General features: G+C 67.4%; 28 protein-coding genes and 1 other RNA gene. 13 read left to right on the top strand and 16 right to left on the bottom strand.

All coding sequences use genetic code 11. The features are described from left to right. The first annotated feature begins 125 nt into the window (after window positions 1–125). Window positions 126–602, top strand: coding sequence for a bacterioferritin (gene bfr / locus AC4BAR_RS03310; RefSeq protein WP_490626384.1), 477 nt, complete (start codon window positions 126–128; stop codon window positions 600–602). Between the two features lie 73 nt (window positions 603–675). Here bfr and AC4BAR_RS03305 read toward each other — a convergent pair whose 3' ends face one another. Both AC4BAR_RS03305 and orn read right to left on the bottom strand, forming a co-directional pair. Further along, window positions 676–2448, bottom strand: a complete 1773-nt coding sequence (locus tag AC4BAR_RS03305) for a DEAD/DEAH box helicase (protein ID WP_490626383.1) — start codon at window positions 2446–2448, stop codon at window positions 676–678. 190 nt (window positions 2449–2638) lie between these two features. Then, window positions 2639–3235 (bottom strand): oligoribonuclease, encoded by a 597-nt coding sequence (gene orn, locus AC4BAR_RS03300; RefSeq protein ID WP_490626382.1) that lies wholly within the window; start codon window positions 3233–3235, stop codon window positions 2639–2641. Window positions 3236–3271: 36 nt separating this feature from the next. Here orn and AC4BAR_RS03295 point away from each other — a divergent pair, with 36 nt between their 5' ends. Genes AC4BAR_RS03295 through rsgA form a run of 3 tightly spaced genes read left to right on the top strand, consistent with a single transcriptional unit; the run spans window position 3272 to window position 5844 of the window. Then, complete coding sequence (locus AC4BAR_RS03295) at window positions 3272–4570, top strand: M48 family metallopeptidase (RefSeq protein ID WP_490626381.1); 1299 nt, start codon at window positions 3272–3274, stop codon at window positions 4568–4570. Next, window positions 4567–4902 carry a 4a-hydroxytetrahydrobiopterin dehydratase gene (locus AC4BAR_RS03290; protein ID WP_490626380.1) on the top strand — a complete coding sequence of 112 codons (336 nt, stop codon included), beginning with the start codon at window positions 4567–4569 and terminating at the stop codon, window positions 4900–4902. The genes AC4BAR_RS03295 and AC4BAR_RS03290 overlap by 4 nt, the downstream gene beginning before the upstream one ends. A gap of 9 nt (window positions 4903–4911) precedes the next feature. After that, window positions 4912–5844 carry a ribosome small subunit-dependent GTPase A gene (gene rsgA, locus AC4BAR_RS03285; protein WP_490626379.1) on the top strand — a complete coding sequence of 311 codons (933 nt, stop codon included), beginning with the start codon at window positions 4912–4914 and terminating at the stop codon, window positions 5842–5844. Window positions 5845–5858: 14 nt separating this feature from the next. Here the strand turns inward: rsgA and AC4BAR_RS03280 are convergent, their stop codons facing one another. From AC4BAR_RS03280 to rpsP, 6 genes are all read right to left on the bottom strand, one after another. Then, on the bottom strand, window positions 5859–6839 hold the full coding sequence (locus tag AC4BAR_RS03280; protein WP_490626378.1) for a CobD/CbiB family protein: 981 nt from the start codon (window positions 6837–6839) through the stop codon (window positions 5859–5861). Between the two features lie 30 nt (window positions 6840–6869). After that, window positions 6870–7562 (bottom strand): CoA pyrophosphatase, encoded by a 693-nt coding sequence (locus AC4BAR_RS03275; RefSeq protein ID WP_490626377.1) that lies wholly within the window; start codon window positions 7560–7562, stop codon window positions 6870–6872. A gap of 80 nt (window positions 7563–7642) precedes the next feature. Beyond that, complete coding sequence (gene rplS, locus AC4BAR_RS03270; protein ID WP_490626376.1) at window positions 7643–8020, bottom strand: 50S ribosomal protein L19; 378 nt, start codon at window positions 8018–8020, stop codon at window positions 7643–7645. Window positions 8021–8112: 92 nt separating this feature from the next. Then, a complete protein-coding gene (trmD, locus tag AC4BAR_RS03265) occupies window positions 8113–8871 on the bottom strand; it encodes a tRNA (guanosine(37)-N1)-methyltransferase TrmD (protein WP_490626375.1) in 759 nt (252 codons plus the stop codon). Window positions 8872–8874: 3 nt separating this feature from the next. Then, entirely contained in the window at window positions 8875–9435 is a 561-nt protein-coding gene (gene rimM, locus AC4BAR_RS03260) for a ribosome maturation factor RimM (protein WP_490626374.1), read from the bottom strand. 54 nt (window positions 9436–9489) lie between these two features. Beyond that, window positions 9490–9750 (bottom strand): 30S ribosomal protein S16, encoded by a 261-nt coding sequence (rpsP, locus tag AC4BAR_RS03255; protein ID WP_490626373.1) that lies wholly within the window; start codon window positions 9748–9750, stop codon window positions 9490–9492. Window positions 9751–9881: 131 nt separating this feature from the next. On the opposite strand from rpsP, the gene AC4BAR_RS03250 reads away from it, so the two are divergent. Then, window positions 9882–10403, top strand: a complete 522-nt coding sequence (locus tag AC4BAR_RS03250; protein WP_490626372.1) for a GNAT family N-acetyltransferase — start codon at window positions 9882–9884, stop codon at window positions 10401–10403. Between the two features lie 44 nt (window positions 10404–10447). Next, a complete protein-coding gene (locus AC4BAR_RS03245) occupies window positions 10448–10891 on the top strand; it encodes a TM2 domain-containing protein (RefSeq protein WP_490626371.1) in 444 nt (147 codons plus the stop codon). An 18-nt stretch (window positions 10892–10909) separates the two neighbouring features. On the opposite strand, the gene AC4BAR_RS03240 is transcribed toward AC4BAR_RS03245, so the two are convergent. The 4 genes from AC4BAR_RS03240 to dnaX all read right to left on the bottom strand — a co-directional run bounded on the left by AC4BAR_RS03240 (window position 10910) and on the right by dnaX (window position 14889). Beyond that, complete coding sequence (locus AC4BAR_RS03240; RefSeq protein ID WP_490626370.1) at window positions 10910–11944, bottom strand: ABC transporter substrate-binding protein; 1035 nt, start codon at window positions 11942–11944, stop codon at window positions 10910–10912. A 138-nt stretch (window positions 11945–12082) separates the two neighbouring features. Beyond that, the gene (gene recR, locus AC4BAR_RS03235) at window positions 12083–12673 is read right to left on the bottom strand and encodes a recombination mediator RecR (RefSeq protein ID WP_490626369.1); all 591 of its coding nucleotides are present in this window, start codon (window positions 12671–12673) and stop codon (window positions 12083–12085) included. A gap of 30 nt (window positions 12674–12703) precedes the next feature. Beyond that, on the bottom strand, window positions 12704–13036 hold the full coding sequence (locus tag AC4BAR_RS03230) for a YbaB/EbfC family nucleoid-associated protein (RefSeq protein ID WP_490626368.1): 333 nt from the start codon (window positions 13034–13036) through the stop codon (window positions 12704–12706). Window positions 13037–13065: 29 nt separating this feature from the next. Further along, window positions 13066–14889, bottom strand: coding sequence for a DNA polymerase III subunit gamma/tau (gene dnaX, locus AC4BAR_RS03225; RefSeq protein WP_490626367.1), 1824 nt, complete (start codon window positions 14887–14889; stop codon window positions 13066–13068). A gap of 74 nt (window positions 14890–14963) precedes the next feature. Here dnaX and ffs point away from each other — a divergent pair. Next, window positions 14964–15060, top strand: an RNA gene (gene ffs, locus AC4BAR_RS03220) — signal recognition particle sRNA small type. Window positions 15061–15103: 43 nt separating this feature from the next. Here the strand turns inward: ffs and AC4BAR_RS03215 are convergent. Then, entirely contained in the window at window positions 15104–15760 is a 657-nt protein-coding gene (locus tag AC4BAR_RS03215) for a glutathione S-transferase (protein WP_490626366.1), read from the bottom strand. A gap of 80 nt (window positions 15761–15840) precedes the next feature. Between AC4BAR_RS03215 and AC4BAR_RS03210 the strand changes: the two genes are divergently transcribed. Genes AC4BAR_RS03210 through AC4BAR_RS03200 form a run of 3 tightly spaced genes read left to right on the top strand, consistent with a single transcriptional unit; the run spans window position 15841 to window position 16867 of the window. Next, window positions 15841–16056, top strand: coding sequence for a heavy-metal-associated domain-containing protein (locus AC4BAR_RS03210; protein ID WP_490626365.1), 216 nt, complete (start codon window positions 15841–15843; stop codon window positions 16054–16056). A gap of 23 nt (window positions 16057–16079) precedes the next feature. Then, window positions 16080–16553 carry a hypothetical protein gene (locus tag AC4BAR_RS03205; RefSeq protein WP_490626364.1) on the top strand — a complete coding sequence of 158 codons (474 nt, stop codon included), beginning with the start codon at window positions 16080–16082 and terminating at the stop codon, window positions 16551–16553. After that, window positions 16550–16867: a single-stranded DNA-binding protein gene (locus AC4BAR_RS03200; protein ID WP_490626363.1), complete on the top strand. Its 318-nt coding sequence runs from the start codon at window positions 16550–16552 to the stop codon at window positions 16865–16867. The genes AC4BAR_RS03205 and AC4BAR_RS03200 overlap by 4 nt, the downstream gene beginning before the upstream one ends. Window positions 16868–16873: 6 nt before the next feature. On the opposite strand, the gene AC4BAR_RS03195 is transcribed toward AC4BAR_RS03200, so the two are convergent. The 3 genes from AC4BAR_RS03195 to AC4BAR_RS03185 all read right to left on the bottom strand — a co-directional run bounded on the left by AC4BAR_RS03195 (window position 16874) and on the right by AC4BAR_RS03185 (window position 24171). Further along, complete coding sequence (locus tag AC4BAR_RS03195; RefSeq protein WP_490626362.1) at window positions 16874–18127, bottom strand: TIGR03862 family flavoprotein; 1254 nt, start codon at window positions 18125–18127, stop codon at window positions 16874–16876. Continuing rightward, window positions 18120–21455 (bottom strand): UvrD-helicase domain-containing protein, encoded by a 3336-nt coding sequence (locus tag AC4BAR_RS03190; RefSeq protein ID WP_490626361.1) that lies wholly within the window; start codon window positions 21453–21455, stop codon window positions 18120–18122. Before AC4BAR_RS03190 ends, AC4BAR_RS03195 begins: the two co-directional genes overlap by 8 nt. A 109-nt stretch (window positions 21456–21564) precedes the next feature. Next, window positions 21565–24171: a PD-(D/E)XK nuclease family protein gene (locus AC4BAR_RS03185; RefSeq protein WP_490626360.1), complete on the bottom strand. Its 2607-nt coding sequence runs from the start codon at window positions 24169–24171 to the stop codon at window positions 21565–21567. Window positions 24172–24255: 84 nt separating this feature from the next. On the opposite strand from AC4BAR_RS03185, the gene trxA reads away from it, so the two are divergent. From trxA to AC4BAR_RS03170, 3 genes are all read left to right on the top strand, one after another. Continuing rightward, window positions 24256–24588, top strand: a complete 333-nt coding sequence (gene trxA / locus AC4BAR_RS03180; RefSeq protein WP_490626359.1) for a thioredoxin TrxA — start codon at window positions 24256–24258, stop codon at window positions 24586–24588. Between the two features lie 172 nt (window positions 24589–24760). Beyond that, window positions 24761–26023 (top strand): transcription termination factor Rho, encoded by a 1263-nt coding sequence (rho, locus tag AC4BAR_RS03175; RefSeq protein ID WP_490626358.1) that lies wholly within the window; start codon window positions 24761–24763, stop codon window positions 26021–26023. Between the two features lie 283 nt (window positions 26024–26306). Further along, complete coding sequence (locus tag AC4BAR_RS03170) at window positions 26307–26564, top strand: type B 50S ribosomal protein L31 (RefSeq protein ID WP_490626357.1); 258 nt, start codon at window positions 26307–26309, stop codon at window positions 26562–26564. Window positions 26565–26571: the final 7 nt, after the last annotated feature.

Genomic DNA, 26571 nt, shown 5'->3' with positions numbered 1-26571 from the left:
GGTTTACGCTGGCCAAATGACACTGTTACCAGTTGTATGGCTGGCATCGGCATGATCGGCTTGCCCAACCGGCGCGGGCACAAGACAATCGGGTTAGCCCATTTCATAAAAACACAAGGACCCCCATGCAAGGCGACCCTCTCGTCATTCAACACCTTCAGGCCCAGCTCAAAAACGAGTTGACCGCCATCAACCAGTACTTCCTGCACTACCGGATGCTCAAGCACTGGGGCTTGGACAAGTTGGCCAAGAAGGAATACCAGGAATCGATCGGTGAGATGAAGCATGCCGACCAGTTGATGGACCGCATCTTCACGCTCGACGGCCTGCCCAACCTGCAGGACCTGGGCAAGCTGATGGTGGGCGAGACCGTGCCCGAAACCCTGGCCTGCGACCTCAAGAGCGAGCTCGGTGCCCAGGCCACCATCAAGGCCGGCATGGCCCAGTGTGAGCTGTCGCGCGACTACGTGTCACGCGACCTGCTGCAGCACATCCTGAACGACACCGAAGAGCACATCGATTTCCTGGAAACCCAGCTGGAACTGATCGACAAGGTGGGGCTGCAGAATTACCTGCAAAGCCAGATGGGCGAACTCGGCTGAGCCTGTTCACCACACCATGAAAAAAGCCCGCGCATGCGGGCTTTTTTCATACAGCCCCTCGCGGGGCGGGCACTCAGTCGACGTTGCGGTCGAACTTGCCGGGCTTGGCGGGGCGACGGGGGGCGTCACCGCGCGGCACAAAGGCCTTGCCACCGGCGGGCTTGTTGGCACCAAACGGCGGCTTGCCAAAAGCAGGCTTACCGAAGGCGGGCTTGCGGTCAATGAACTCGCCCACGGTGCGCGGCGCGAAACCATCGCGACGGTCACCGGCAAAGCGGTCGTTGAAACCGGTCTTGCGCTCGTAGGGGTTGCCTTCGCGGGGCGCACCGAAACCACCCCGGCTGGGGGCGGCACCATGCGACGGGCCAAAGCGGCGGTCACGCGACGGCGCTTCACGGCCGCCGCGGTCGCCACCGAAATTGCCGCGTGGACGCGAATCGGGCATGCGCTGCTGGGGCTCAAGACCCGGAATGGTCTCGGCCTTGAACGGCTGGCGCGAATAGGCTTCGATGTCGAAGATCTTGCGGCGGTCACGGAACTCGGCGAAGGTCACGGCAATGCCGTCACGACCGGCACGGCCGGTGCGGCCGATGCGGTGGGTGTAGTCCTCGGCCTTCATCGGCAGGCCGAAGTTGAAGACGTGGGTGATGGTGGGCACGTCGATGCCACGGGCAGCGACGTCGGTAGCCACCAGAAACTGCACCTGGCCGTTGCGCAGCGCCATCAGGCGGCGGTTGCGCAGGCCCTGGTTCAAGGCACCGTGCAAGGCCACAGCGTCAAAGCCGTCTTGCTGCAGGTCGTTGGCCAGGCCATCGCACTCGATCTGGGTGCTGGCGAAAATGATCGCCTGGTTGATGGTGGTGTCGCGCAGCCAGTGGTCGAGCAGCTTGCGCTTGTGCTGGGCGTTGTCGGCCCAAAACAGCACCTGCTTGATGTTGGCGTGTTTTTCTTGCGGCGAATCGATCTGCACACGCTGCGGCTCGCGCATCACGCGGGCGGCCAGCTGCTGAATGCGTGGTGCCAGGGTGGCACTGAACATCATGGTCTGGCGACGCTCGATGGTGAGCTGGTTGACTTCGGCCAGGTCATCGGCAAAGCCGAGGTCCAGCATGCGGTCGGCTTCGTCGACCACCAGGAACTGCACCTGGTCGAGCTTGAGCTGCATCGAACGCTGCAGGTCCAGCAGACGGCCGGGCGTGGCAACCACCAGGTCGGCGTTCTGCAGCTTGGCGATCTGCAACTGGTAGGGCATGCCGCCCACCACGTTGGCGATGCGCAGGCCGCGGCAATGGCGCACCAGGTCGATGGCGTCGTTGGCCACCTGCTGGGCCAGTTCACGCGTCGGGCACAGCACCAGCGCGCCGGGGGTGGCGGGCTTGAAGTTCCGCGACGAGGTCGGGTCCTTGCGCTTGGGGCGCTTCGGGGGCGCTTCGCCCTTGGCGATGGCTTCGGCGCAGGCGGCTTCAAAATCGGCTTTTTCCTTGGCTTCGGCGGCGGCCTGCTGGGTCAGCAGGGTGTGCAGCACTGGAAGCAGGAAGGCCGCGGTTTTGCCGCTGCCGGTCTGGCTGGACACCATCAGGTCGCTGAAGCCAGCGGCCTTGCCGTCGTTGCTTTCCAGCGCCATGGCGCGGGGAATGCACTGCAGCTGCACGGTGGTGGGCTCGGTGAAGCCGAGGTCGGCCACGGCTTGCAGCAGCTCGGGCGCCAGGCCCAGTTTCACGAAGCCATTGGGCTCAGCGGGCGCGGCTTCCACCTGCACTTCGGGGGTGGATGGGGTCTCGGTGGCGAAATCGGCCATGGATTCGACAGGCGACAAGTCGCCCGTCACGTCAAACGTGTCAGTCATAAAGTTTTCTCACACGAATCGGCACCCGGGACGGAGTCCGGCGGGCACGCGCTTCGTCAATGGTTAAAAAACATCAACCATCAAACGAAGCCGTTGCGCAGGGTTTGCGCAGCACGGTGGCTCTTCTGCGAGAGCCAAATGTGTGAAGGGAGATGCACATGTGCCCCGGTGAATCCGAGGCAGCCTCGCATTATGGCACGGATTCGGGTTTTCCCGGTGCTTGCAGCAACAAAAAGTTGTCACGGTAGTGCGCCAGCTCGTCGATCGACTCGTGCACGTCGGCCAGCGCGGTGTGGCTTTGTTGCTTCTTGAAGGCCGCCGCCACCTCGGGGCGCCAGCGTTTGGCCAGTTCCTTCAGTGTGCTGACATCCAGGTTGCGGTAGTGGAAAAAGGCCTCCAGCTTGGGCATGTACTTCACCAGGAAGCGCCTGTCCTGCCCGATGGAGTTGCCACACATGGGGGTGGTATTTTTGGGCACGTAGGCCGCCAGAAAGGCCAGAATCTGCGCCTCGGCGGTGGCTTCGTCCAACGTGGACGCCCTCACCTTGTCGGTCAAGCCGCTTTTGCCATGGGTGCCCTTGTTCCAGGCGTCCATTTTGTCGAGCTGCGCATCGGTCTGATGCACCACCAGCACCGGGCCCTCCACGCGAGGCGTCAAATGGGGGCCGGTGACGATGACGGCAATCTCGATGATCTTGTCCACCTCGGGGTCGAGGCCGGTCATTTCGCAGTCCAGCCACACCAGGTTTTGGTCGGATTTGGCGAGCGGGGGGTTGGGGCTTTCCATCCGTACGATTGTCGCTGATCCCCTAAACTGTCCCCCATGAGCATTTCACTGTTTTCGTCGCTGGGTCTCACCGTGTTGTTCGCCGCCGTGGTGGTGGCCGGCCTGCTGGTGCAGGTCTGGCTGGAGTCGCGCCAGGTGCGCCATGTGGCCAGCCATCGGGGCGCGGTGCCGGCCGCTTTCGCCGCCACCATGCCGCTGGCCGCGCACCAGAAGGCGGCCGACTACACCGTCGCCAAGTCCCGCCTGAAACTGATCGATTTGGCGCTGGGCACCACCGTGTTGCTGGGCTGGACCTTGCTGGGTGGCCTCGATTTGCTGAACCGGGTGTTGATGGCCTGGCTGGGCGACACCGGCCCGATCGTTCAGCAGCTGGCGTTGTTTGCGGCCTTTGCCGTCATTGGCACGGTGCTGGGCTGGCCGCTGCAGTGGTACCGCACCTTTGTGCTGGAAGCCCGCTTTGGTTTCAACAAAACCACCCCGGCGCTCTGGTTCAGCGACCTCGTCAAATCCACACTGCTGACCGCCGCCATCGGCCTGCCGCTGCTGGCGCTGGTGCTGTGGCTGATGGCCGTCACCGGCCCGCTGTGGTGGCTGTGGGTGTGGGTGGTGTTCATCTCGTTCAACCTGCTGGCGCTGGTGCTCTACCCCACGGTGTTTGCGCCGCTGTTCAACAAGTTCAAGCCGCTCGACGATGAGACCTTGAAAGCGCGTGTGACCGCACTGATGCAGCGTTGCGGCTTTTCAGCCAAGGGCCTGTTCGTGATGGACGGCAGCCGACGCAGCGCCCATGCCAACGCCTATTTCACCGGCTTTGGCGCCGCCAAGCGGGTGGTGTTTTACGACACCCTGCTGGCCAAACTGTCGCCGGCCGAGGTCGACGCGGTGCTGGCCCACGAGCTGGGCCATTTCAAGCACAAGCATGTGGTCAAACGCATCGTCAGCCTGTTCGCCATGAGCCTGGCCAGCCTGGCCTTGCTGGGCTGGCTGTCAGGCCAAGCCTGGTTCTACACCGGCCTGGGGGTCACGCCCAACGTCGGCCTGGGATCCAACCTGCCCAACGACGCGTTGGCGCTGCTGCTGTTCATGCTGGTGGTGCCCAGCTTCAGCCTGTTTGTCTCCCCGCTGTTCGCCCAGTTGTCGCGCCGCCACGAGTTCGAGGCCGACGCCTACGCGATGGCCCACACCAGCGGCAAAGACCTGTCGACCGCCCTGCTCAAGCTCTACGAAGACAACGCCGCCACGCTGACGCCCGACCCGCTGTTCGTGCGCTTCTACTACTCCCATCCGCCAGCCTCTGAGCGGCTGCAGCGCATGGCCCAGGGCGCAATGGCATGAGCAGCGCCCTCCACATCAAAAACTGGGCGGCCGAGCCGGCGCGGCGTGCGCTGTCGGCCACCCAGGTCGTGACCCAGCTGGCGTCGCTGGAAGGCTGGGCGCTGCAGGGCGACGGCCCGGCGGTGGCGATTGAGAAGACTTACTGCTTTGCGAATTATTTTGAGACCATGGCCTTCGTCAACGCCGTGGCATTTGTGGCCCATGCCGAAGACCATCACCCCGAGCTGGTGGTGGGCTACAAGCACTGCACCGTGCGCTTCAACACCCACGACGTGCAAGGGATTTCGACCACCGACTTCCACTGTGCGAAACGCATCGATGCCCTGCTCTGAAGGCAGCGCATGAGCGCCCCCGCCGTGCTGGCCGAAGGCCTGGTGGTGGCCGGCCATGGCCGCCATGTGCTGGTGGAAAAACCCAATGGCGAGCGCGTCATCTGCCACCCGCGCGGCAAGAAGGGCCAGGCGGTGGTGGGCGACAAGGTGCTGTGGCAGGCCAGCACCGACGAGGGCACCATAGAGAAGGTGCAGCCGCGCCGCAACCTGTTTTACCGACGCGACGAGATCCGCACCAAGTCGTTTGCGGCCAACCTCGACCAGGTGCTGATCATGCTGGCCGCCGAGCCCGAGTTTTCGGAAAGCCAGCTGTCCCGCGCCTTGATCGCCGCCGAAGCCGAGCACATCACGCCGGTGATTGCCCTGAACAAGAGCGACCTCGCCGCGCCCTTCGCCCGCGCCTGGGAACGCCTGCAGGCCTACCAGCGCATGGGCTACACCGTGTTGCCGCTGGCCCTGAAGCCGGCCACCGGTGACAGCAGCCCCGAACTCAACCCGGCCCTGCTGGCCTTGCTGGACCACAAAACCACGCTGGTGCTGGGGCCCTCGGGCGTGGGCAAAAGCACCTTGATCAACCGGCTGGCGCCCGGCGCCTCGGTGCTGACGCAGGAAATCTCCAAGGCCCTGAATTCCGGCAAACACACGACCACCCACACCTCGTGGTACTGGGTCGGCGAAGGCCGCCACACAGGTTTGATCGATTCACCGGGATTTCAGGAATTCGGGCTGCAGCACATCGAAGCCATGCAGCTGGCGGCCTACATGCCCGACTTCCGGCCGCATGTGGCGCAGTGCAAGTTCTACAATTGCAGCCACCGGCACGAGCCCGGCTGCGGGGTGATGGTGCAGCGGCAATCGGATGCCCTGCCCGACGGCATCAGCCCCAACCGCTACCGCATCTACACCGAGTTGTTCGACGAGCTGTCTCAAACCCGCTACTGAAGCGCGGGTTGGCTTCAGCCCAACAGGCGGGCCAGCGTCAGCAGCGACAACAGCACCACCCACAACACCACCGAGCGCCACACCAGGCCCACCACGCTGCGCAGGTGGGCGGCTTCGGGCTCCCGGCCCGGGGTGGACACCGAGTCTTGCGAAGCACCGTCGGCGCCGGGCAAGGCCAGCGTGCCTTCAGCGGCTTTCAGGGCCTCGCCGCCCAGGCGCACATTGACCGCACCGGCGGTGGCGGCCAGGATCACGCCGTCGTTGTCGTTGGGAAACAGCTGGGCGTGGTTGCGCCAGCCGTCGATCGCGTCTTCGAAACTGCCCACCACCGCGAAACCCATCGCGGTGATGCGGGCGGGCAACCAGTCCATCACGGTCCAGGCGGCGCTGCCTGCGGCTTGCAAGGCCGCGCTGACCGCCTGCCGCTGCTCCAACCCCGGGTAACGCCAGTAGCGCGCCACAAACTCGCCCATGCGGAACAGCACGGCACCGGCCGGGCCCAGGCCCAGCGCGGCCAGCACCACGTACCAGGCCAGCACACCGAACACATGGCGGTGGGCGGCCAGCACCGAGTACTCGATCACGTGGCGCACGATCTCGCGCCGCGGCAAACGGCTGGCATCGACCTGCTGCCACTGGGCCAACAGGGTGCGCGCCTGCTCCTCGTTGCCGTCTTCCAGCGCATCGCGGATGTCGGTGAAATGGTGGCTGAACTGCCGGAACCCCAGGCAGCAGTACAACACGAACACGCCCCAGGGCAACGCAAACAGCGGGCCCAGTGTCAGCCACAGCGCCCAGTGCACCAGCGCCGCCACGCCCGAGGGCACCCCCACCGCCAAGGCCCAAACCACCCAGCCGTGGGAAGCGGTGCCGGTGTCCAGGGTGCGGGAGACCCAGCGGGTCCAGGCCCGCATGCCGCCGTGAATGGGATTGCCCTGTGCCAGGGGCCGGACCTGCTCGACCAGCAGGGCGAACAAGATCGCAAAAATACTCATGCCGCAATGATAGCGGCGGACCGTGATGGGTCAGGCGGCCAAAAAGCGGTAGAAGTTGCGCAGCATGCCGGCGGTCGCACCCCAGATGAAGCGCTCGGTGGCGCCATCCTGGTAGGGCATGGAAAACCACTCGCGCTGCTCGCCCTGCCAAGCCACCACGTGGCGACGGTGGTTGGCTGGCGTCATCAGAAACTGCAGGGGCACCTCGAACACATCGGCCACCTCGGCCGGGTTGGGTGCCACCGCATAGCCCGGTCGCACCAGGGCCACCACCGGCGTGACGACAAAGGCGCTGCCAGTCAGGTAGGCCGGCAGCTCGCCGATCACCTGCACCTCGGCCGGGATCAGGCCCACCTCTTCGTAGGCTTCGCGCAGCGCGGTGTCGGCCATCGATGCATCGGTGGCATCCACCCGGCCGCCGGGAAACGCCACCTGACCGGAATGGGTGGACATGCCGGTAGCCCGCTCGGTCAGCAAAACCATGGGCTCGCGGTGTCGCCCACCGGCCATGACGATGGGCACCAGCACGGCGGCATGGGCCAGGTCGCGATTGCTGAAGCGCTTCTCGGCCAGCACCTCGGGTTGCCACACCGGTGGCTGTGCGAACCGGGCCTGCAAAGCCCCCGGCACCAAGCGCTCGGCGGGCACACCGGGCAGATGGGCATCAACGCCCACCACCGGCACCCGGCGCGGGTCAAAAGCGGGGGGCAGCGAGGGGGCCATGGGGGTGGGGAAGCAAGGCGACCAAAAGAAAAGCCGTCAACAGCATGCGCTGTGACGGCTTGGCAAGGCGCTGACGCGGCTTACGCTGCGGGCTGCTGGACGCGGGCGACCAGCTTTTCCTTGATGCGAGCCGACTTGCCGCTGCGGTCACGCAGGTAGTACAGCTTGGCGCGACGGACATCGCCGCGGCGCTTGACTTCGATGCTGGCGATCAGCGGGCTGTAGGTTTGGAAGGTGCGTTCCACGCCTTCGCCATTGGAGATCTTGCGCACGGTGAAGCCGCTGTTGAGGCCACGGTTGCGCTTGGCGATCACGACGCCTTCGTAGGCCTGCAGGCGCTTGCGCGTGCCTTCAACCACGTTGACGCTGACGATCACCGTGTCGCCGGGTGCGAATGCGGGAATGGTCTTGCCGAGCTTGGCAATCTCTTCCTGTTCCAGGGTTTCGATCAAGTTCATGTTTTTCCTCTATGGATCGTGACCGCGCTGCACTAAAGGCTGGCTTGCAAGGCAGTGGCCAGCGGCCGGTCAGAGGATCGAAAAGCCTTTGATTATAGCAAAGTCTTCAGTATGGCCTCGTCGGCCTTGTCCAGACGGCCGGCCACCCGGGCGGCGGCAATCAGGTCCGGGCGGTGGCGGGCGGTGAAACCCAGCCGCTGGTCACGCCGCCAGCGCTCGATGTGGCCATGGTGGCCCGACAGCAGCACCTCGGGCACGGCCAGCGGCCCGGCGGGCCCCTGCCAGACCTCGGGGCGGGTGTAATGCGGACAGTCCAGCAAGCCGTCCAGTTCGGGGTTGAAGCTGTCCAGTTGGTGGCTGCCGGCGTCGTTCAACACACCGGGCTGCAGCCGTGCCACCGCGTCCAGAAGGGCCAAGGCGGCAATTTCGCCGCCCGAAAGCACAAAGTCGCCCAGGCTGATCTGCCGGTCGATGTGGGTGTCGATGAAGCGCTGGTCGATGCCCTCGTAGCGGCCACACACCAGAATGGCGCCGGCGCTGTCGGCCCAGCCGGCCACGGCGGGGTGGTCCAGGCGTTGGCCGATCGGGGAGAACAACACCACCGGTGCGGCGTCCTGCCGCTCGGCGCGAATCTGCCGCAAGCAGGCGGCCAGGGGCTCGGCCATCATCACCATGCCGGGGCCGCCGCCAAAGGGCCGGTCGTCGACCCGGCGGTAGTTGCCCTCGGCAAAATCGCGCAAGGGCCACAGTCGCACGTCCACCAGGCCGCCTTCAAAGGCACGGCGGGTCACACCGCTGGTGAGAAAAGGTGCAAAAAGTTCGGGAAACAGCGTGACGACGTCGAACCGCATGGCTCAGTAGTCCGGCTGCCAATCAACGGTGATGCGTTTGCCGGCCAGGTCGACCGCGTCCACAAAGGCCGCCACAAAGGGCACCATGCGCTCGACCGGCTTGTCGTCCACCAGCTCTTCGATCACCAGCACGGTTTGCGGGCCGGTGGCCATCAGGTCCTTGACGCTGCCCAGCCGCACACCTTCACGGTTGACCACCTCCAGGCCCAGCAGGTCGACCCAGTAGTACTCGTCGGTGGCGGCGGTGGGAAAGCTGGAGCGCGGCACGAAAATGCGCGCGCCCCGCAGCGCCTCGGCGGCGGTGCGGTCGTCGACCTCCTGGGCGGAGGCCACGATGGAATCGGAATGTTCTTTGGCTTCGCGGATGCGCATCAGCCGGGTGCCGGTGAAGCGTTTTTCGCCGCGTTCCGAAGGCTGGAGGTACCAGCGCTTGGAAGAAAACAGGGCTTCAGGGTTGCTGCTGTGCGACAGCACCTTGAACCAGCCCTTGACGCCCCAGGCGTCTGCGATGCGTCCGACCTCGATGGCATCGGCCGGCAGTTCGGCGGACTCCAGGTCGGGCATGGTCACAGACGGGGCGGTTGCACCCGGCCCGGAAGCCGAGCGCAGGGCAGGCACTTAGGCGGCCTTGGGGGCAGCGGCAGCAGCCTGGCGAACCAGACGCTCCACCGTGGGCGACATCTGGGCGCCAACACCGGTCCAGTAGGTCAGACGGTCTTGGGCCAGGCGGATGCTTTCTTCGGCGCCGGTGGCGATCGGGTTGTAGAAACCGATGCGCTCAATGAAGCGGCCGTCACGGCGGACGCGCTTGTCGGCGACGACGATGTTGAAAAACGGACGGGCTTTGGCGCCGCCGCGGGAGAGTCGAATGACGACCATGATTTATCCTTGGGTGGAGGGGCCACAGACAAAAGCAGCCCCGAAATTTTCTTGCCAGCGTTGAGACACGCGACATGGCCACCCGGCCAGCGACACGCTGCAAAGCCTGCGATTATAGCCCGACCCTGCCCATGGCGACCATTCTTTCCAGCCGGGACGCCGATGTGGCCGCCATCACCCGCATTTATGCCGCCGAAGTGCGGGGCGGCACCAGCAGCTTCGAGACCGAGGCACCCACCGAGGCCGAGATGGCCGGCCGCCGCCGCGACGTGCTGGCCAAAGGCCTGCCCTGGCTGGTGGCCGAGGTCGATGGCGAGGTGCTGGGCTATGCCTATTGCAACGCCTTCAAGCCCCGCCCGGCCTACCGCTTTTGTGCCGAGATCTCCATTTACCTGGCCCCGTCGGCCCAGCGCCAGGGCCTGGGCCGGGCGCTGATGGCCGAGTTGTCGGCCCGGGCCGAGGCCGCCGGTCTGCGGCGGCTGATCGCCCTGATTGGTGGTTCGGACAACCACGCCTCGCTGGCCCTGCACCGGGCCACCGGCTTCACCGAGGCCGGGGTGATGCGGGCCTGCGGCTGGAAATTCGGCCGCTGGCTGGACGTGGTGGTGATGGAAAAGGCCCTGGGCGACGGCGACCGCAGCCCGCCCGAATGACCTGTTTTACAGCCACTGGCCCGGTTGGCTGAATAATGCGCCCCATGAAAAACAAAACCCTGGCCACCTGGCTGGCCTTTCTGGGTGGCCCGCTGGGCCTGCACCGCTTCTACCTGTTTGGCTTTTCCGACCTGCTCGGTTGGTTGCTGCCCATCCCCACCGCGCTGGGCCTGTACGGCGTGGCCCGGGTGCAACAGAACGGCCTGGACGACCACTGGAGCTGGGTGTTGATCCCGCTGGCCGGCTTCACCATGGCGGGCTGTGCGCTGCAGGCCATCGTCTTCGGACTGCGTTCGCTGGAGCAGTGGAACGCCCGCTACAACCCGACCAACCCGGAAGCGCCGGCCGGCCGCACCAACTGGCTCACCGTGGGGGGCATTGCGCTGTCTCTGCTGCTGGGCACCACGGTGTTGATGTCCAGCGTGGCCTTCAGTTTCCAGCGCTATTTCGAATACCAGATCGAAGAGGCGCGCAAGATCTCTCAGTGAGCCGGCCCCCGCCGGAACTCAGGCGCGGAATTTTTCTTTGGCGCGCTGAGCAAAGCTGTTGGTGTAGGTCTTGGCCAGATCCACTTTGTCGGGCCGCAGTTGCGGGTCCATGCTGGCCAGCGCCCGCAGCGCGGTGCGGGCCCCCACCTCGGGCAGCAGACCGTCCAGCGCGATGGCCTCCCTGACCTTGCCAAACGAGGCCAGGTACAGGGCCCGGTCGTCCAGCAGGTAAGCCTCGGGCACAACCTTGATCAGGTCGGCCGGGCCGGCGGTCTGCAGCCATTTCAGGCTGTGCACGATGGCATTGGCCAGGGCCTGGCAGGTGGCCGGGTACTGCCGCACAAAGGCCAGCGGCGCGTGAAGGCAGCCTGCCGGCATGGGGCCACCAAACACCTCTTGTGTGCCCTTGAGGGTGCGGGTGTCGGAGACGATGCGCAACTCGCCCTGCTGCTCCAGCAGCGTCATCACCGGGTCGGTGTTGCTCATGGCGTCGATCTGGCCCGATCGCACGGCAGACAAGGCACCGGCGGCCGTGCCCACGCCGATGAAGCGCACGTCGCCGGGTTTGAGCCCGGCCCGCGACAACACCAGGTTGAAGGCCATGTTGGTTGACGAGCCAGGCGCTGACACGCCGATTTTTTTGCCGCGCAGGTCGGCCAAATGCCGGTAGTCGGGCAGGTTGCGGGTGGACACACCGATCGCCACCTGGGGCGCCCGGCCTTGCAGCACAAAGGCCTGGAAGAACTGGCCTTTGCTTTGCAAACCGATGGTTTGCTCATAAGCCCCACTCACCACGTCGGCCGAACCGCCCACCACCGCCTGCAACGCGCGCGAGCCCGCGGCGAAATCGCTCACTTCCACCGCCAGGCCTTCGGCCTGAAAATAACCCAATTGCTCCGCCACTGTCAGTGGAAGGTGGTAAAAAGAAGCCTTGCCTCCGACCGCGATGGTGACTTTGGTTTTCTCGGGCTTGGGCTGGGCCAGCAACACCGGCACCCCGACGCACGCCGAACCCAGCGCCGCCGCGGCGGCAAACAGCCTGCGGTTGAGCATGATTCGCCTCCCTGTTGGTTTGTGCGTTGAGCTTAGGCACAAGACAGGTGCACGGCATCGAGAAAATCCCGGCAGGGTTTTCACCCAAAAACAGCACCCGGGGTGTCACATACCGCCCGACCGGTAGGACGGTTGACGCTAGCGACGCTCGGCCAACGCGTGGGCAATGGTGCCCAGGTCGATGTATTCCAGCTCGCTGCCCACCGGCAGGCCGCGGGCCAGCCGCGTCACCTTCAGGCCACGGGCACGCAGGGCCTCGCCAATCACATGGGCGGTGGCCTCGCCCTCGGCGGTGAAGCTGGTGGCCAGAATCACCTCGTGCACCACGCCGTCGCAGGCCCGCTCAAACAACTTGCCCAGGCCGATTTCCTTGGGGCCGATGCCGTCCAGCGGGCTGAGCTTGCCCATCAGCACGAAGTAGCGGCCCTTGTAGGCGGCGGTGCGCTCCATGGCCGACTGGTCGGCCGGGGTTTCAATGACACACAGCTTGGTCGGGTCGCGCTCGGCGTCCAGACAGGTGCTGCAGACCTCGGCCTCGGTGAAGGTGTGGCACAGCGCGCAGTGCCGCACATTGCTGGCCGCCAGGTGCAGCGCGCGCGACAGCAGCTCGGCTCCCTCGCGGTCGCGCTGCAGCAAATGAAAAGCCATGCGCGAGGCCGACTTGACGCCCACGCCGGGCAGGCGGCGCAGCGCCTGCACCAGCGCGTCCAGCGTGCCGGAATCAGCCATGGCAAAGCGAAGTCGGTCGCGGACGAGGCGTCAAAACGGGAATTTCATGCCACCGGGCAGGCCTGGCATGCCGGCGGTGAGCTTGCCCATTTTTTCCTGCTCGGTGTCGCTGGCCTTGCGCACCGCGGCGTTGAAGGCGGCGGCGACTAGGTCTTCCAGCATGTCCTTGTCGTCGGCCAGCAGGCTGGGGTCGATGGTGACGCGCTTGACGTCGTGTTTGCAGGTCATGGTGACCTTGACCAGGCCCGCACCCGACTCGCCCGTAACCTCGATGTGGGCCAGCTCCTCCTGGGCTTTTTTCAGGTTGTCCTGCATGGTCTGGGCCTGTTTCATCAGGCCGGCGAGTTGTCCTTTGTTGAACATGGTGTTTCCTTGGGGTTCTTGAAAAAGGGTCAGAGTGTCTTGATGCTGCCAGGCACGATTTTCCCGCCAAAGTCGCGCAGCATGGACTGCACAAAGGGGTCGCTGCGGATCAGTTCCTCGGCGCGCTGCTGCTTCTCGGCGGCGGCCTGAGCGTTGCGGCGCGCCGGCGTGTCCTGCACCGGGCCGGCCACCACCACCAGCGCCACCGGGTGGCCCAACTGCTGCAGCGCGGCCTGTAATTTGTCGCGGATGGCCTCCTGGTGCAGCGAAACCCGCTCCACCCGCAGCGTCCACTCGGTGGCGTCGCGGGCCATCAGCTCGGACTGCATGGCCAGCTCGCGCACCAGGCCCACCAGGGCCTCGGCCTCCACCAGCTGCTGTACCACCGTGTGCCAGAAGTCGCCATGGGCGCTGGACGGTGGCGCCATGCCGGCCGGCAGCTCGCTGCGCTGCTCGGTGCGGGCCGACGGCTCGGGCTGCACCCGCACCGGGATGGCGACCAGTTCAGAAGCCAGCGCCGTGGATGCCACAACGGCCTGAGCGGCTTCAGCTGCCGGGTCGTCCATGACGGCCACAGGCTGTTCGACCACCACCGGAACCACGGGCGCGGGTGCCGCCGTCGCACGGGGCGGCTCCGCCTCGGTCACCCGCAAAACGGGTGCTGCCAACACCGGGGCCGGCCTCGCTGTGGCCGTGGGTTCAGCCGGCGTCAGGCTTTTTTTTTCAGCCGAGGCCGAACGGCCGGGCTTGAAGGCCAGCAGGCGCAGCAGCACCATGGTCAGTGCGGCGTACTCGTCGGGTGCCAGGCCCAACTCGCCACGGCCGTGCAGGCACAGGCTGTACAGCAGCTGGGTTTCGTCGGGCGGCATCAGCGCGGCCAGGCGGGCGATGTCGGCGGCGTCGGGGTCGCTGGTGTCGGCAAAGCCGCCGTCGCCTGGCCCACCCAGGGTTTGCTGCACCGCCATGCGCTGCAGCACCGCGGTCATTTCTTCCAGCGTGGAGGCAGCACTCAGGCCTTGTTGGCGCAGGCCGTCGCTGGTGGTCACCACCGTCTGGCCGTCGCCGTTCGCCAGGGCCTCGATCAGGCCAAACACATGGCGGCTGTCCACCGCGCCCAGCATGCGGCGCACGCCCTCTTCCTCGATGTGGCCGTTGCCAAAGGCGATCGCCTGATCGGTCAGCGACAGCGCGTCGCGCATGGAGCCGCGCGCCGCGCGGGCCAGCACCCGCAGCGCGGGCAGCTCGGCCGGCACGTTCTCGGCCTGCAACACCTGGCCCAGGTGCTCCAGCACGGTTTCGGGCGCCATGGGCCGCAGGTTGAACTGCAAACAGCGCGACAGCACCGTGGGTGGCACCTTTTGCGGGTCGGTGGTGGCCAGCACGAATTTCAGGTACTCGGGCGGCTCCTCCAGCGTCTTCAGCATCGCGTTGAACGCGGTGTTGGAGAGCATGTGGACTTCGTCGATCATGAAGACCTTGAAGCGGCCCTGCACCGGCTTGTAGACCGCTTGCTCCAGCAGCGCGGCAATCTCGTCCACGCCCCGGTTGGAGGCCGCGTCCAGCTCGGTGTAATCAACAAAACGGCCGCTGTCGATGTCGGTGCAGGCCGGGCACACGCCGCAGGGGCTGGCAGTCACGCCGCCCTGCCCGTCGGTGCCCTGGCAGTTCAGCGACTTGGCCAGGATGCGCGACACGGTGGTCTTGCCCACGCCGCGGGTGCCGGTGAACAAATAGGCATGGTGCAGCCGCTGCTGTGTCAGCGCGTTCGACAAGGCCTGCACCACGTGCTGCTGCCCCACCAGCGCCGAGAAGGTCTTGGGGCGGTATTTGCGGGCCAGCACGAGGTAGGACATGGGCGGATTCTACGGGTCGCCCAGGCAGCCTTTGCTCGCAGCGGGCGACAGTGCGGTCGACTACAATCGATCCCGACGGGCCTTCCCGCATGGTGAAGCGGCCAACCGGGTCAGGTGGGGAACCAAGCAGCCCTAACTGTGAAGCCAGTGCCGGGGTCAAGGCTCGTCACCTTTTTTCTTTGGGCGCCTCGCGACATGCAGGCGCCCAAGTTGTTTACAACGCCATCTCCAGCGCGGGAAAACGCACCGTCACCCGGCTCGGCAGCCTGACCATCGCGGCCGCAAAAAACGGGTGCAGCAACCACCCGGCCAGCCAGGCCTGCAAGGCCGGCAGCGGCAGTTGGGCAAACCAGGCCGGTTCGACCGCGGAAAACTGACGCACAAACGGAAAAATGGCGATGTCGCTGGCACAGGGCACCACGCCCCCCAACTGGCCACAGCGCTCAAGAACGGCATTCAGCGGCTTCAGCAGCACCTCGACGGCCTGGTCGCGGTGGAACGCGCCCTCCCCTTGCACAAAACGCTCGGGGTATTTGTACCGGTCCAAATGGGTTTTGAAGGCCCCATCACAAAGCGCCAGCAGCTCCCCCTGGCCCTCCCCTTGCGACCGCGCCCACCAGCCGTCCAGATCCCGCTCTGCCAGGGCCCAACGCATGATGTCCAGGCTTTGGTCCAGCACCTGGCCCGAAGGCAGGCGCAGCACCGGCACCGTGCCCTTGGGCGACAGCGCCAGCATCTCGGCCGGCTTGTCGCGCAACACGATCTCGTGGGCGTCGAAAGCCACACCGGCCACCAGCAAGGCCATCCGCGCCCGCATGGCATAGGGGCAGCGCCGGTAGGTGTAGAGCAGGGGCAGGTCTGGGCGGGTCATGGCAGGTTTTTGCGCCCTACCCCGGCGGGGGCGGCGCGTTGGCACGATACTCCATCGCCTGACGCCTACCCCACACCCCCATGCCCGAAATCACCTTCCATCTGCCTGCCATGCGCACCCAGGACGACGCCGACGCGGTGATGTTCGAGCTGCAAGACCTGCCCTGCGTGAACCAGGCCGACGTGGACCTGGCCAAACAACAGGCCTGGGTCAGCCACAGCCCGATGATCGCGCCGGAAGACATCGCCGCCGCCCTGGCAGAGGCCGGTTACCCGGCCACCCCGCTCCACCCATGAGCCCACCTTCCCCCTCAGACCTCATGACCACCGACACCCCCGCGACCGAACAAAGCGACCGCCTGTGGTGCGACGGCCCCTGGACCGCCCGCATCATCAAAAACGAGGACGACGACGGCTGGGCCGTGGCCATGCACCTGGAGGGCCAGTCCGAGCCGGCCCTGGTCGGGCCCTGGACCATGGGCCGCGACAAGAAAAACCCCAAGCCGCTGGACAGTGCGGCCTTCCGCACGCTGGTGAAAACCGCCAAGGAAGTCATCCGCCGCTCGGAGCAGCAGCTGCACGCCCAGCTCAACAAAAGCGTGGTGGTGACGCTGGACGGCCAGCCCATCCGGGTGACGCTGACCATCGTGCCCGACGAGGACGGCGCCAGCGCCAGCCTGCGTGCGCTGGACGCCTTCGACGAGACCCTGGCCAGGGTGGCCGTGCCGCCCGGCTTCCGGCTGAACGGCCACAGCGCCCAGGCCTGGGTGAACTCAGGCTACGCCCGACCATGATCGACGGTTTGATCGCCGGTCGCCTGATGGGCGACGCCTCGCGGCGGGTGGACAAGGGCGGCAAGCCCTTCACCGTGGCCCGGGTGCTGGCCCGCAACAACGCCGACGAGGAGTTCATCGTCAACGTCATCGCCTTCAACGACGCGGTCTGCACAGCGCTGCTGGCGCTGTGCGACGGCGAGGGCCTGGCCTTGTCGGGCGCGCTGACGCCCAAAGTCTGGACCGACAAACAAGGCATCGCCCGACCCAGCCTGGACCTGGTGGCCAGCCGGGTGCTGAGCGCCGCCGACGCGGGCCACGACCGCCCCGACTGAGGGCGCCTACCCGGCCACGGGGGGCGCGGCCAACCAACGCAGCGCGCCTTGCGCGGCCTGCACGCCACTGGCAAAGCAGCCGGTGAGCAAATAGCCGCCGGTGGGCGCCTCCCAGTCCAGCATCTCGCCGGCGCAGAACACGCCGGGTAAGGCCTTCAGCATCAAGCCCTCGTCCAGCGCGTCGAAGCGCACGCCGCCGGCGGTGCTGATGGCCTCGTTGATCGGCCTCACCCCCACCAGCCGCAGCGGCACGGCCTTGATGGCCTGGGCCAGCCGCAACGGGTCGTGCATCTCGTCTTTGGACAGCACCTCGTGCAGCAGTGCAGCCTTGATGCCGTCCAGGTGCAGCCGGCTTTTCAAATGGCTGGACAAGGAACGCGAGCCACGCGGGTGGCTGACCTCGGCCAGCACCTGGGCCGGCGTGCGGTCGGGCAGCAGGTCCAGCGTGGGAATGGCCTCGCCGGTGGCGGCGATGCGGTCGCGCAGCAGGCTGGAGGCGGCGTAGACCAGGCTGCCCTCGATGCCGGTGGCGGTGGCCACGAACTCGCCCTTGCGGTGAAAGTGTTCGCCCGAGGGCGCATGGAAGTCCAGCGCCACCGACTTGAAAGGCTGGCCGGCGAAACGCTCGGCGAAATGCGCGGTCCAGCCGGTCTGGCGCGGCGTGGCCACCTCAAAACCGCAGTTGGACGGCTGCAAGGGCGCCACCGCCACACCGCGCGCCTGCAGCCAGGGCAGCCAGGCGCCGTCCGAGCCCAGCCGGGCCCAGCTGCCGCCGCCCAGCGCCAGCACCACCGCGCGGGCCGCCACCTTGTGCTCGCCCTGGGGCGTGGCAAAACACAGGGCGCCGTCGGCGTCCCAGCCGGTCCAGCGGTGGCGCTGGTGGAACACCACACCGGCCGCGCGCAGCCGGTGCAGCCAGGCGCGCAGCAAGGGCGCGGCCTTCATGTCGGTGGGAAACACCCGGCCCGAACTGCCCACAAAGGTGGTCACGCCCAGGGCCACCGCCCAGTCGCGCAAGGCCTGCGGGCCAAAGGCCGTGACCAGCGGCGCCAGCGCTTCGCGGGCCGCGCCGTAGCGGCCCACAAAGTCGGCCAGCGGCTCCGAATGGGTCAGGTTCAGCCCGCCCTTGCCGGCCAGCAGCAGCTTGCGCCCTACCGAGGGCATGGCGTCAAACAGGGCCACCGAGCGGCCGGCCTGGGCCAGCACCTCGGCGGCCATCAGGCCGGCCGGGCCGCCACCGATCACCACCACATCACGCATGGCCGGCTTTCTCGCTGGCCGCATCCAGCACCGACAACCCGCCCTGGCCATTGAGCAGCGCGGCACGCACCGTGGCCTGCGGGTAGAGCGCCTGCACCGCGTCGCGGTAGCGGCGCAGCTGGGCCCACAGCGCGGCATTCTGTTCGGGATGGGCCTCAGACTTGTGGTCCAGCACCCACCACTCGGCGGTGTCGCGCCGGCGCACCAGGCGGTCGATGCGCTGCAGCTGGCCCTGCACCCACAACTCCACCTCGTTGGCCTGCCAGTCCACCACCGAGGCGTCCCAGGCCCAGGCGCCGTCACCATGGCGGATGCGGCGGGCGATGGCCTCGGCCTGCGCGCCCTGCTCGGCGTTCAGACCGAAGGCGCGGGCGGCGGCAGCCACATTCGCCGGTGGCCAGCCAAAGGCCTCGCCTGGCGCAGTGAGCGGCGCCCATTCCAGCAGGCGGTGCACCGCCTGGCCCAGCCGGCTGGCCAGCGTGTCGGCCTCCGGCAGCAACACCGAGGCGCTCATTTGCGGCGCAAAGGTTTCAACAGCAACGGCGGCCAGGGGCAAAACAGACAACACGATCGGGCTTTCAGAAGAGTTTGGAGGTGCGGCCGCGGCGGGCGGAGGAGCGGCGTCCACCGCCTGGGCCTGCGGCCCCAGCCGCTGCCACCAGCTGCCGATGTCGGCGCGGTGGGGTGTGATGGCCGACAGCACCAGCCGGCGGCGGGCCCGGGTCATGGCCACATAAAGGGTGTTCAGCTCCTCGCGGGCCCGGGCCTGCTGCTCGGCCAGCAAGGTGCCCTGCGCGCAGGCCGGTGGCTGGCTCTCGCGGGCCAGAAACACAAAGCGCTGTGGCCACTCGGCCTCGCCCGGCCAGTCGACCAGCAGGCCCATGGTGTCGGCCACGGCCGGCGGGGCGTCGGTGTCGAGCAACAGCACCAGTTCGGCCTCCAGGCCTTTGGCGCCGTGCACGGTGAGCAGGCGCACGGCGTGAGGGTCGGCCCGGCTGGGGGCTTTCAGGCCGCCGGCCTTGAGCGCCCGCACCAGCGCGTAGGGCGTGGCGTAGCGGGCGCCGTCCAGCGCCAGCGTGGCGCCCAGCAAGGCGCGCAAACGGGCCAGCACGCCCTCGCGCAACGGGGCCGGCGCGGCGGCGGCAAAGCGGGCCAGCAGGTCGCCGTCGTGGAAGATCGCGTCGAGTGCGTCGTGCGGCGGCCAGGCGGCCAGCCAGCCCTGCCAGCGCAGCAAACTGGGGCCGACGCGGGCGAGCGCACCGGGCCAGTCGCCGTGGGTGAGCAGCGTGAACCAGGCGGTGGGCGCCTCGGCGGCCCGCTGGCGCAGGGCAATGGCCACCAGGTCGGCGTCGTCCACACCGAAGATGGGCGACTTCAGCGCGCGGGCCAGCGACAAATCGTGCGCCGGTGACACCAGCACGTCCAGCAACGCCACCAGGTCCTGCACCTCGGGGGCGTCGGCCAGGTCGGCTTTTTCCGGTTGCTGGGTGGCAATGCCCAGGGCCCGCAGCTCGGTCTGCATCACCGCCAGCCGGTCACGCTTGCGCGACAAGACCATCACCGCACCGGGCGTGAGCGCCTGCGCCGGGTCGGCCAACTGCTCCGCCAACCAGCCCGCGGCCTGCCGGCATTCCAGCGTGCGCAAGGTGTCTTCGGGTTCTTCGCGCGGCGTGCACAGGCTGTCGCGCCAGACCGGCACCGCGCCGGCGCTCTCCGCCGCTGGCGTGCTGTCGCGCGGCACCTGGGGCAGGCACAGCACCGCGCCCTCGGCCGCCGACTCGGTGGTGTGGGTGCGGAAACCCTCGTAGCCACCCTGCCCCTGCGCCTCGGTCATCACCGCGTTGACGGCCGCCGTCACCGCCGGCGTGTTGCGCCGGGTGTGGTCGCAGCTCAGCCGGTCGCCACCCAGGCCCTCGGCCACGAAAGCCTGAGCGGCGCGGAACACCTGGGGCTCGGCGCGGCGGAAACGGTAGATGCTTTGCTTGGGGTCGCCGACGATGAAGACGCTGGGCGCCCCGCCGCTGGCGCTGCCGGTGCTGCCACCGGCGCCGGCATAGCTGCCCAGCCAGCCCGACAGCGCCTGCCACTGCAGGGGGTTGGTGTCCTGAAACTCGTCAATGAGCAAATGCCGCACCCGCGCGTCCAGCCGCTCCTGCACCCAGCCACTGAGCACCGGGTCGGACAGCATCACCAGCGCGGCCTGCTCAACGTCGTTCATGTCCACCCAGCCGCGCTCGCGCTTGAGTGCCGAGAACTCGGCCACCAGCACCCGGGTCAGCCGGGCCATGCGCTGCTGGTAAAGCCAGGCCTCGTGCTGCTGCTGCGCACCCACGATGGCGAGCACCCCGTCTTGCGCGCTGCGCACCTGGGCGATGCCCACCACCTTGTCGCTGAACTTGCGCGGCGTGCCCTCCGCGGTGAGCAGGGCCGCACAGGCGGCAGCAAAATCACCGGTGCTCAGCGCCTGCTCCAGCTCACTGCCCTTGGCGGCAAAGGTGGGCGCGCTGGCCTGGCCCAGCGCCCGGGCGGCGGCCCACAAGGCCTGCTGCACATCGGGCTCGGCGAAGCGGTCGACCGGGTCTTCCAGCCCGGCGAACGCCGGGTAGACCACACCGAACAAGGCCACCGAATCGGCCACCACCCCTTGCCGGTCGGCCAGCGTGAACTCGACCCGCTTGGCCAGCGCGGCGGCCAGCGCCTTATGGGTTTGCGAGCGGCCATGCACCGCCACCACCGCATGAAAATCGGCCCGCTCCGCGGCCAGCGTGTCGCCACCGGCCAGCGCCCGGTGAAAGCGCCGCCACACCAGCGCCACCGCCGGGCTGTCGTCTTCCAGCAGCTGGTAGTTGGCGGGCAAGCCCAGGTCGTTCAGCACCGCCAGCGGGGCACAGCGCAGCAAGGCGGCAAACCAGCTGTGGAAGGTGCGCACCTGCACCGGCCGGCCCTGGTCCAGCACCGTCTGGTACAGGTTGCGCAACAAGGCCACCAACTCGGAGGCTGGCCGCGGGTCGGTCTGGCTGGAAATGCCGCGTGCCGCCAGTTCGCGCAGCAGCGTGGCGTCGTCGGCCAGCGCGAACTGGCCCAGCCACTCGTGCAGCCGCTGGCGCATCTCGCCGGCGGCCTTTTTGGTGAAGGTGATGGCCAAGATTTCGTGCGGCGGGCAGCCATCCAGCAGGGCGCGCAGGATGCGCGATACCAGCATCCAGGTTTTGCCCGCACCGGCACAGGCCTCCACCGCGACGCTGCGCCGCGGGTCGCAGGCCACCGCGTAAAAGGCCTCGCGCGAGACCGGGCGGCCGTTGTGTTCGTAGGCGGGTGAGTGGTTCATGCGGTTGGCATGCTGTCTGGGTTTGGCCGCCGGGCCGCCCCAAGGCCAAACGCGGCCCCCGCGGGGGGCAGCGGGCACAGGCACTGGCCGAGCGTGGGGGCGATGTTTCTCACCAGAAATCCTTGCGGCACAGGCCACGGGCCTTGCAATGGTCACAGTCGGTACCGTCGCCCAGCGCGGGCAATGGCACGCCGTCGGCAATGCGGGACAGGTCGTCGACGATGCCCTGCACCAGCGCGTCGCGCACGTCGACGATGGCGGGCTGCTCAAAGGTTTTGGTGCCTTCGCGTTCACCCACGCTCACATAAGCGGCGCTCAGGGCGTCGTCGGGCAGCAGCGCGGCGTAAAAGGCCAGCTGGGTGTCTTCCAGCGGCCGCTTCAGGCGCTGGCGGGTGACGCTCTGGCTTTCGGTCTTGTAGTCCAGCACCCAGGCTCGACCCTGGTCATCGCGGTCCAGCCGGTCCAGCCGGCCGGCCAGGCGCAGCGTGCCCAGCGGCTGCTCGCACCAGCGTTCGGCATCCGCAAAACGCAGGCCCTTGGCCTCGTGGCCGCTCAGCCAGTTGAGGTAGCCCTCGCGCAGGCCAGGCCAGGCGGCGCTGAAGGGCAAAAACTCGTCCTGTGGCAAGGCCAGCTGGGTGGTGGCGGCCTGGGCTGCGGCATCGGCCATCGCCCGGCGCACGGCGCGGTCGGTGCTGGGGCTGGCGACCAAGGCCTCATGGAACTGGCCCAGCGCGGCGTGCAGCCAGAGGCCGAAATCGCGTTTGTCGATGTCCTGGTCGATCTCGTCGGCCGGCTGCAGGCGCAGCTGGCGCAGCGCAAAAAAGCGGTAGGGGCAGCGCCGCAGGTCGTCGTAGGCGGTGGCCGACAGCGGGTTCACCGGCAGGGCCGCACCCACGGGCTGCGGCCGCGGGCTGGGTACGGGCGTGATGGCCCGCTGCGCGCGTGGGTCGGCGCGCCACACCAGGCCCTCGCCGGCCTGCTGGCGCTGCAGCAGCAGGCGTTGGACCCAGGGGCTGGGCAGCACCGGTTCGCCACCGTCGTCGCTTTCGCGCCAGAGCAGGTCGACCTGGGGGGTGCACAGCGCGTGCTGCCAGGCGGCCTGCTGGGCGGCGGCCAGCGCCTCGCGCGACGGCAGGCCCAGGGCCCGCCGCTGGGCGGTGCTCCATGGGCCGGGTGGCTCGGGCGAGGGGCTGAGGCGAACCTCGTCGCAGCCCGGCAGCACCGCGGCGGCGAAAGGCCGGCCCAGCATCTGGCTCAGCGGCAGGATGACCACCTGGGCTTGGTCGGGCGGCGCCGGCACGTAGCTGGCGGCCTCCAGCACCGTGTCGACCCAGGCGCTGAAATCGGCCAGGCTCAGGCGGCGTGCGGGCCGGTCGCCGGCCGACAAGCCCTGGGCCAGCGCCTGGCGGGCGGGCGGTGGCAGGTGCAAGGCGTTCAGCACCGCCTCGCCGGCGGCGTCCGTCACCAGCGCATCCCATTGGCCGGCACCCTGCAGCAGGGCCTGCAGGCTGTCCAGCCAGGCCGGCAGCGGCCGGCTGGCCTGCAAGGGTGCGCGTTGGGCGCTGGCCCATGCCAGCAGCTCGGCCGCCGCGGCCGGTGCCTGGGGCGGCAGCGTCACCGCGCTCCAGTCGCGCACACCGGAGCGGCGCAGCGCCTGCTCCAGGGCCTGCAAGGCCACCGGGTCCACGGCGGGGGCGTTCTTCAGCCAGTCCAGCACCGCGTCGGTGCTGGCATGCCAGGCGCAGGCCCGCAAGGCGCCCATCAGCTGGGCGGCGGCACGGGTGGTGGACAGTTTCCAGCCGGTCTCGTCGCGCAAAGCCACGGCCTGGGTGGCCAGCAGGGCCCGGATGCGCCGGGTGAGGACCCGGTCGGTGGCGACCAGGGCCACCGGTGCACGACCGGCCTGCAGGTGGCGCAGCACGCAGGCGGCGGCGCGCAAAGCCTCGTCTTCGCTGTCGCTGGCCGGCTGCAGTTGCACCGCATCGTTCGGCAATGGGGCCTCGGTGGCCAGCGCCAGCGTCACCGCTTTTGGCCAGAAGCGCTCGGCGAGCGCCTGGGCCAGCGGGTCGGCGGCAAAGCCCCGCACAAAGGCCACACAGTCCCAGGCCGCTGCAGTCTCGGTGCTGAACAAGCGGTCGGTCGGGTGGGTGCTGGCCAGGGCCCATTCCAGCGCCAGCCGGGCCACCACCAGTTCGAGCGCCATGGTTGACGGGTCCAGGCCCAAGGCCAGCTGAGGCCTCACCTGATTGGCCCAGGCTGGCCGCGCCCCCGGTGCCACCGCGGCCACCACCGCGGCCAGTTGCTGGGCGGCCTCGACGAGCCGGCCCCCAAGCAGGTCGCGCTGGCTGGCCAGGCCGGCGCGGTCCAGCAGCGACTGGGCGGTGAGCAGGTCGCGGCCGGCGTCAAAACACAGGTCGTCATGGGACGGCGGCTCGTCACCCAAGCTGCGGGCCCAGCTCTGGGTGGTCTCGAAGCGGGGCAGAAAGGCCAGCCCGTTCGCGCCGTCCTGGGCCTGGTGGCGCAGCCACTGCCGGCGCGCCTCGGGCACGGCCTGGGCATAGGGCAGCAGCACCAGGGTGCGCGACGGGTGGGCTTGGCGTTCGGCCATGGCGGCCGCCAGGCGCGCCATCAAGCCATGGTCGGGCGCCACCCAGGCCTGGGTGACCGGGTGCTCGTCGAGCCAAAGGGGGGAATGGGTTTTGGCTATCCCCGCCATAGCGTCCAGCGCAGGGCGGGGGGGGTTGGTTTCTGTCACAATCCCGCCACTTTAGCTGTATCTCACCCAGTGCAAAGGAGCATCATGGCCAGCGACCTCATCAAACACATTTCCGACGCCAGTTTCGAGGCCGACGTGCTCCAGTGCGCCCAACCGGTGCTGGTGGACTACTGGGCCGAATGGTGCGGCCCCTGCAAAATGATTGCCCCCATCCTCGATGAAGTGGCCACCGGCTACGAGGGCAAGCTGCAGATCGCCAAGATGAACGTGGACGAAAACCGCGACATCCCGGCCAAGTTCGGCATCCGTGGCATCCCCACGCTGATGATTTTCAAGAACGGTGAACTGGCTGCGACCAAGGTCGGCGCCATGAGCAAAACCCAACTCACCGCCTTCATCGACCAGCAACTCGCCTGAGTGCTTTGCCCTGTGTGCCGCCCGGTGCGGCGCACAGGCGGTTTCCTGTCATAATCATTCCATTCAACTGGCCCAAAAGACGGCCTGTTCGAATCTTCGGCCTGCCCTGCGGCCAACGCCTGCAGGCCACCCTCCCCCGAATTTTTCGTTGAACTCCGCAAGGAGTATTCCCATGCACTTAAACGAACTCAAGGCACTGCACGTGTCTGAAGTCCTCAAGCAGGCCGAGGCGCTTGAGATTGAAAACACCGGCCGGATGCGCAAGCAGGAGCTGATGTTCGCCATCATCAAGAAGCGTGCACGTGCCGGCGAGCAGGTGTTTGCCGACGGTGTGCTCGAAATCCTGCCCGACGGCTTTGGCTTTCTGCGCAGCCCCGACACCAGCTACACCGCCAGCACCGACGACATCTACATCAGCCCCAGCCAGGTGCGTCGCTTCAACCTGCACACCGGCGACATGATCGAAGGCGAGGTGCGCACGCCCAAGGACGGCGAGCGCTACTTTGCGCTGACCAAGCTCGACAAGGTCAATGACGGCCTGCCCGAGGACAACAAGCACAAGGTGATGTTCGAAAACCTCACGCCGCTGTTTCCGCGCGAACAGATGAAGCTGGAGCGCGACATCAAGGGTGAAGAAAACATCACCGGCCGCGTGATCGACATCATTGCCCCCATCGGCCGTGGCCAGCGTGCCTTGATCGTGGCCCAGCCCAAGAGCGGCAAGACGGTGATGATGCAGCACATCGCCCACGCCATCACCGCCAACTACCCCGACGTGCACCTGATGGTGCTGCTGGTGGACGAGCGGCCGGAAGAAGTGACCGAAATGCAGCGCACCGTGCGCGGCGAAGTCATTGCATCGACCTTTGACGAGCCCGCCGCCCGCCACGTGCACGTGGCCGAGATGGTGATTGAGCGCGCCAAGCGCCTGGTCGAGTTGAAAAAAGACGTGGTGATCCTGCTGGACTCCATCACCCGCCTGGCCCGCGCCTACAACAACGTGGTGCCCTCGTCGGGCAAGGTGCTGACCGGTGGCGTGGACGCCAACGCGCTGCAACGCCCCAAGCGCTTCTTCGGCGCCGCCCGCAAGGTCGAAGAAGGCGGTTCGCTGACCATCATCGCCACCGCGCTGGTCGACACCGGCAGCCGCATGGACGAGGTGATTTTTGAAGAATTCAAGGGCACCGGCAATTCCGAAGTGCACCTGGAACGCCGCCTCTACGAAAAACGCGTGTTCCCAGCCATCAACCTGAACCGCAGCGGCACCCGGCGCGAAGAGCTGTTGCTGTCGCCCGAGATCCTGCAGAAGACCCGCATCCTGCGCCAGTTCATGTACAACATGGACGAGATCGAGTCCATGGAGCTGATGCTGAAAAACATGAAGGCCACCAAGACCAATGTCGACTTCTTCGACATGATGCGTCGCGGGGGCTGAACTGGCCCCCACGCTTGTCGCTTCGCATACTGCGCTGCCCCCCGAGGGGGTGCGTTTCGCCTTGGGGCGGCCCGGCAGCGAAACAAGCCCCCACGGGCGCTCACTGCGTGCAGCGCCCCGCCCCCCGAGGGGGCCGTGCCTTGCTTCGGGCGGCCCGGCGCGGCGGATTCTCGTCCCGTCTTCATGCAGTTGCTCAGGGAATTTTGGCTATAATCGAAGGCTTTCCTGCGGAAAGTAGGCCAGACTGGCTGGCCCGGCTACCGCAACTGACTCAAGGAAGATCATGAAAGACGGCATTCACCCCAATTACCGCGACGTTTGTTTCTTGGACCTGTCCAACAACTTCAAGTTCGTCACCCGTTCCTGCGTGAACGCCAAGGAAATGATCAAGCTGGACGACGGCCGCGAGCTGCCGCTGTACAAGCTGGACACCTCGAGCGAATCGCACCCGTTCTACACCGGCACCCAAAAGTCGGTGGACAACATGGGCGGCCGCGTGGAGCGTTTCCGCAACCGCTTCGGCAAGACGGCTGCAAAATAAGCGCTGT

Source organism: Rhodoferax sp. SPJ4 (genome assembly GCF_058216275.1).
Note: the sequence above shows the minus strand (reverse complement) of the source record. Positions and strands in the feature narration are given on the sequence as shown.

Bases quoted from the DNA above. Each gene is read 5' to 3' on its own strand.
- bfr (WP_490626384.1), top strand. From the start codon at position 126: ATGCAAGGCGACCCTCTCGTCATTCAACACCTTCAGGCCCAGCTCAAA.
- AC4BAR_RS03305 (WP_490626383.1), bottom strand. From the start codon at position 2,448: ATGACTGACACGTTTGACGTGACGGGCGACTTGTCGCCTGTCGAATCC.
- orn (WP_490626382.1), bottom strand. From the start codon at position 3,235: ATGGAAAGCCCCAACCCCCCGCTCGCCAAATCCGACCAAAACCTGGTG.
- AC4BAR_RS03295 (WP_490626381.1), top strand. From the start codon at position 3,272: ATGAGCATTTCACTGTTTTCGTCGCTGGGTCTCACCGTGTTGTTCGCC.
- AC4BAR_RS03290 (WP_490626380.1), top strand. From the start codon at position 4,567: ATGAGCAGCGCCCTCCACATCAAAAACTGGGCGGCCGAGCCGGCGCGG.
- rsgA (WP_490626379.1), top strand. From the start codon at position 4,912: ATGAGCGCCCCCGCCGTGCTGGCCGAAGGCCTGGTGGTGGCCGGCCAT.
- AC4BAR_RS03280 (WP_490626378.1), bottom strand. From the start codon at position 6,839: ATGAGTATTTTTGCGATCTTGTTCGCCCTGCTGGTCGAGCAGGTCCGG.
- AC4BAR_RS03275 (WP_490626377.1), bottom strand. From the start codon at position 7,562: ATGGCCCCCTCGCTGCCCCCCGCTTTTGACCCGCGCCGGGTGCCGGTG.
- rplS (WP_490626376.1), bottom strand. From the start codon at position 8,020: ATGAACTTGATCGAAACCCTGGAACAGGAAGAGATTGCCAAGCTCGGC.
- trmD (WP_490626375.1), bottom strand. From the start codon at position 8,871: ATGCGGTTCGACGTCGTCACGCTGTTTCCCGAACTTTTTGCACCTTTT.
- rimM (WP_490626374.1), bottom strand. From the start codon at position 9,435: ATGCCCGACCTGGAGTCCGCCGAACTGCCGGCCGATGCCATCGAGGTC.
- rpsP (WP_490626373.1), bottom strand. From the start codon at position 9,750: ATGGTCGTCATTCGACTCTCCCGCGGCGGCGCCAAAGCCCGTCCGTTT.
- AC4BAR_RS03250 (WP_490626372.1), top strand. From the start codon at position 9,882: ATGGCGACCATTCTTTCCAGCCGGGACGCCGATGTGGCCGCCATCACC.
- AC4BAR_RS03245 (WP_490626371.1), top strand. From the start codon at position 10,448: ATGAAAAACAAAACCCTGGCCACCTGGCTGGCCTTTCTGGGTGGCCCG.
- AC4BAR_RS03240 (WP_490626370.1), bottom strand. From the start codon at position 11,944: ATGCTCAACCGCAGGCTGTTTGCCGCCGCGGCGGCGCTGGGTTCGGCG.
- recR (WP_490626369.1), bottom strand. From the start codon at position 12,673: ATGGCTGATTCCGGCACGCTGGACGCGCTGGTGCAGGCGCTGCGCCGC.
- AC4BAR_RS03230 (WP_490626368.1), bottom strand. From the start codon at position 13,036: ATGTTCAACAAAGGACAACTCGCCGGCCTGATGAAACAGGCCCAGACC.
- dnaX (WP_490626367.1), bottom strand. From the start codon at position 14,889: ATGTCCTACCTCGTGCTGGCCCGCAAATACCGCCCCAAGACCTTCTCG.
- AC4BAR_RS03215 (WP_490626366.1), bottom strand. From the start codon at position 15,760: ATGACCCGCCCAGACCTGCCCCTGCTCTACACCTACCGGCGCTGCCCC.
- AC4BAR_RS03210 (WP_490626365.1), top strand. From the start codon at position 15,841: ATGCCCGAAATCACCTTCCATCTGCCTGCCATGCGCACCCAGGACGAC.
- AC4BAR_RS03205 (WP_490626364.1), top strand. From the start codon at position 16,080: ATGACCACCGACACCCCCGCGACCGAACAAAGCGACCGCCTGTGGTGC.
- AC4BAR_RS03200 (WP_490626363.1), top strand. From the start codon at position 16,550: ATGATCGACGGTTTGATCGCCGGTCGCCTGATGGGCGACGCCTCGCGG.
- AC4BAR_RS03195 (WP_490626362.1), bottom strand. From the start codon at position 18,127: ATGCGTGATGTGGTGGTGATCGGTGGCGGCCCGGCCGGCCTGATGGCC.
- AC4BAR_RS03190 (WP_490626361.1), bottom strand. From the start codon at position 21,455: ATGAACCACTCACCCGCCTACGAACACAACGGCCGCCCGGTCTCGCGC.
- AC4BAR_RS03185 (WP_490626360.1), bottom strand. From the start codon at position 24,171: ATGGCGGGGATAGCCAAAACCCATTCCCCCCTTTGGCTCGACGAGCAC.
- trxA (WP_490626359.1), top strand. From the start codon at position 24,256: ATGGCCAGCGACCTCATCAAACACATTTCCGACGCCAGTTTCGAGGCC.
- rho (WP_490626358.1), top strand. From the start codon at position 24,761: ATGCACTTAAACGAACTCAAGGCACTGCACGTGTCTGAAGTCCTCAAG.
- AC4BAR_RS03170 (WP_490626357.1), top strand. From the start codon at position 26,307: ATGAAAGACGGCATTCACCCCAATTACCGCGACGTTTGTTTCTTGGAC.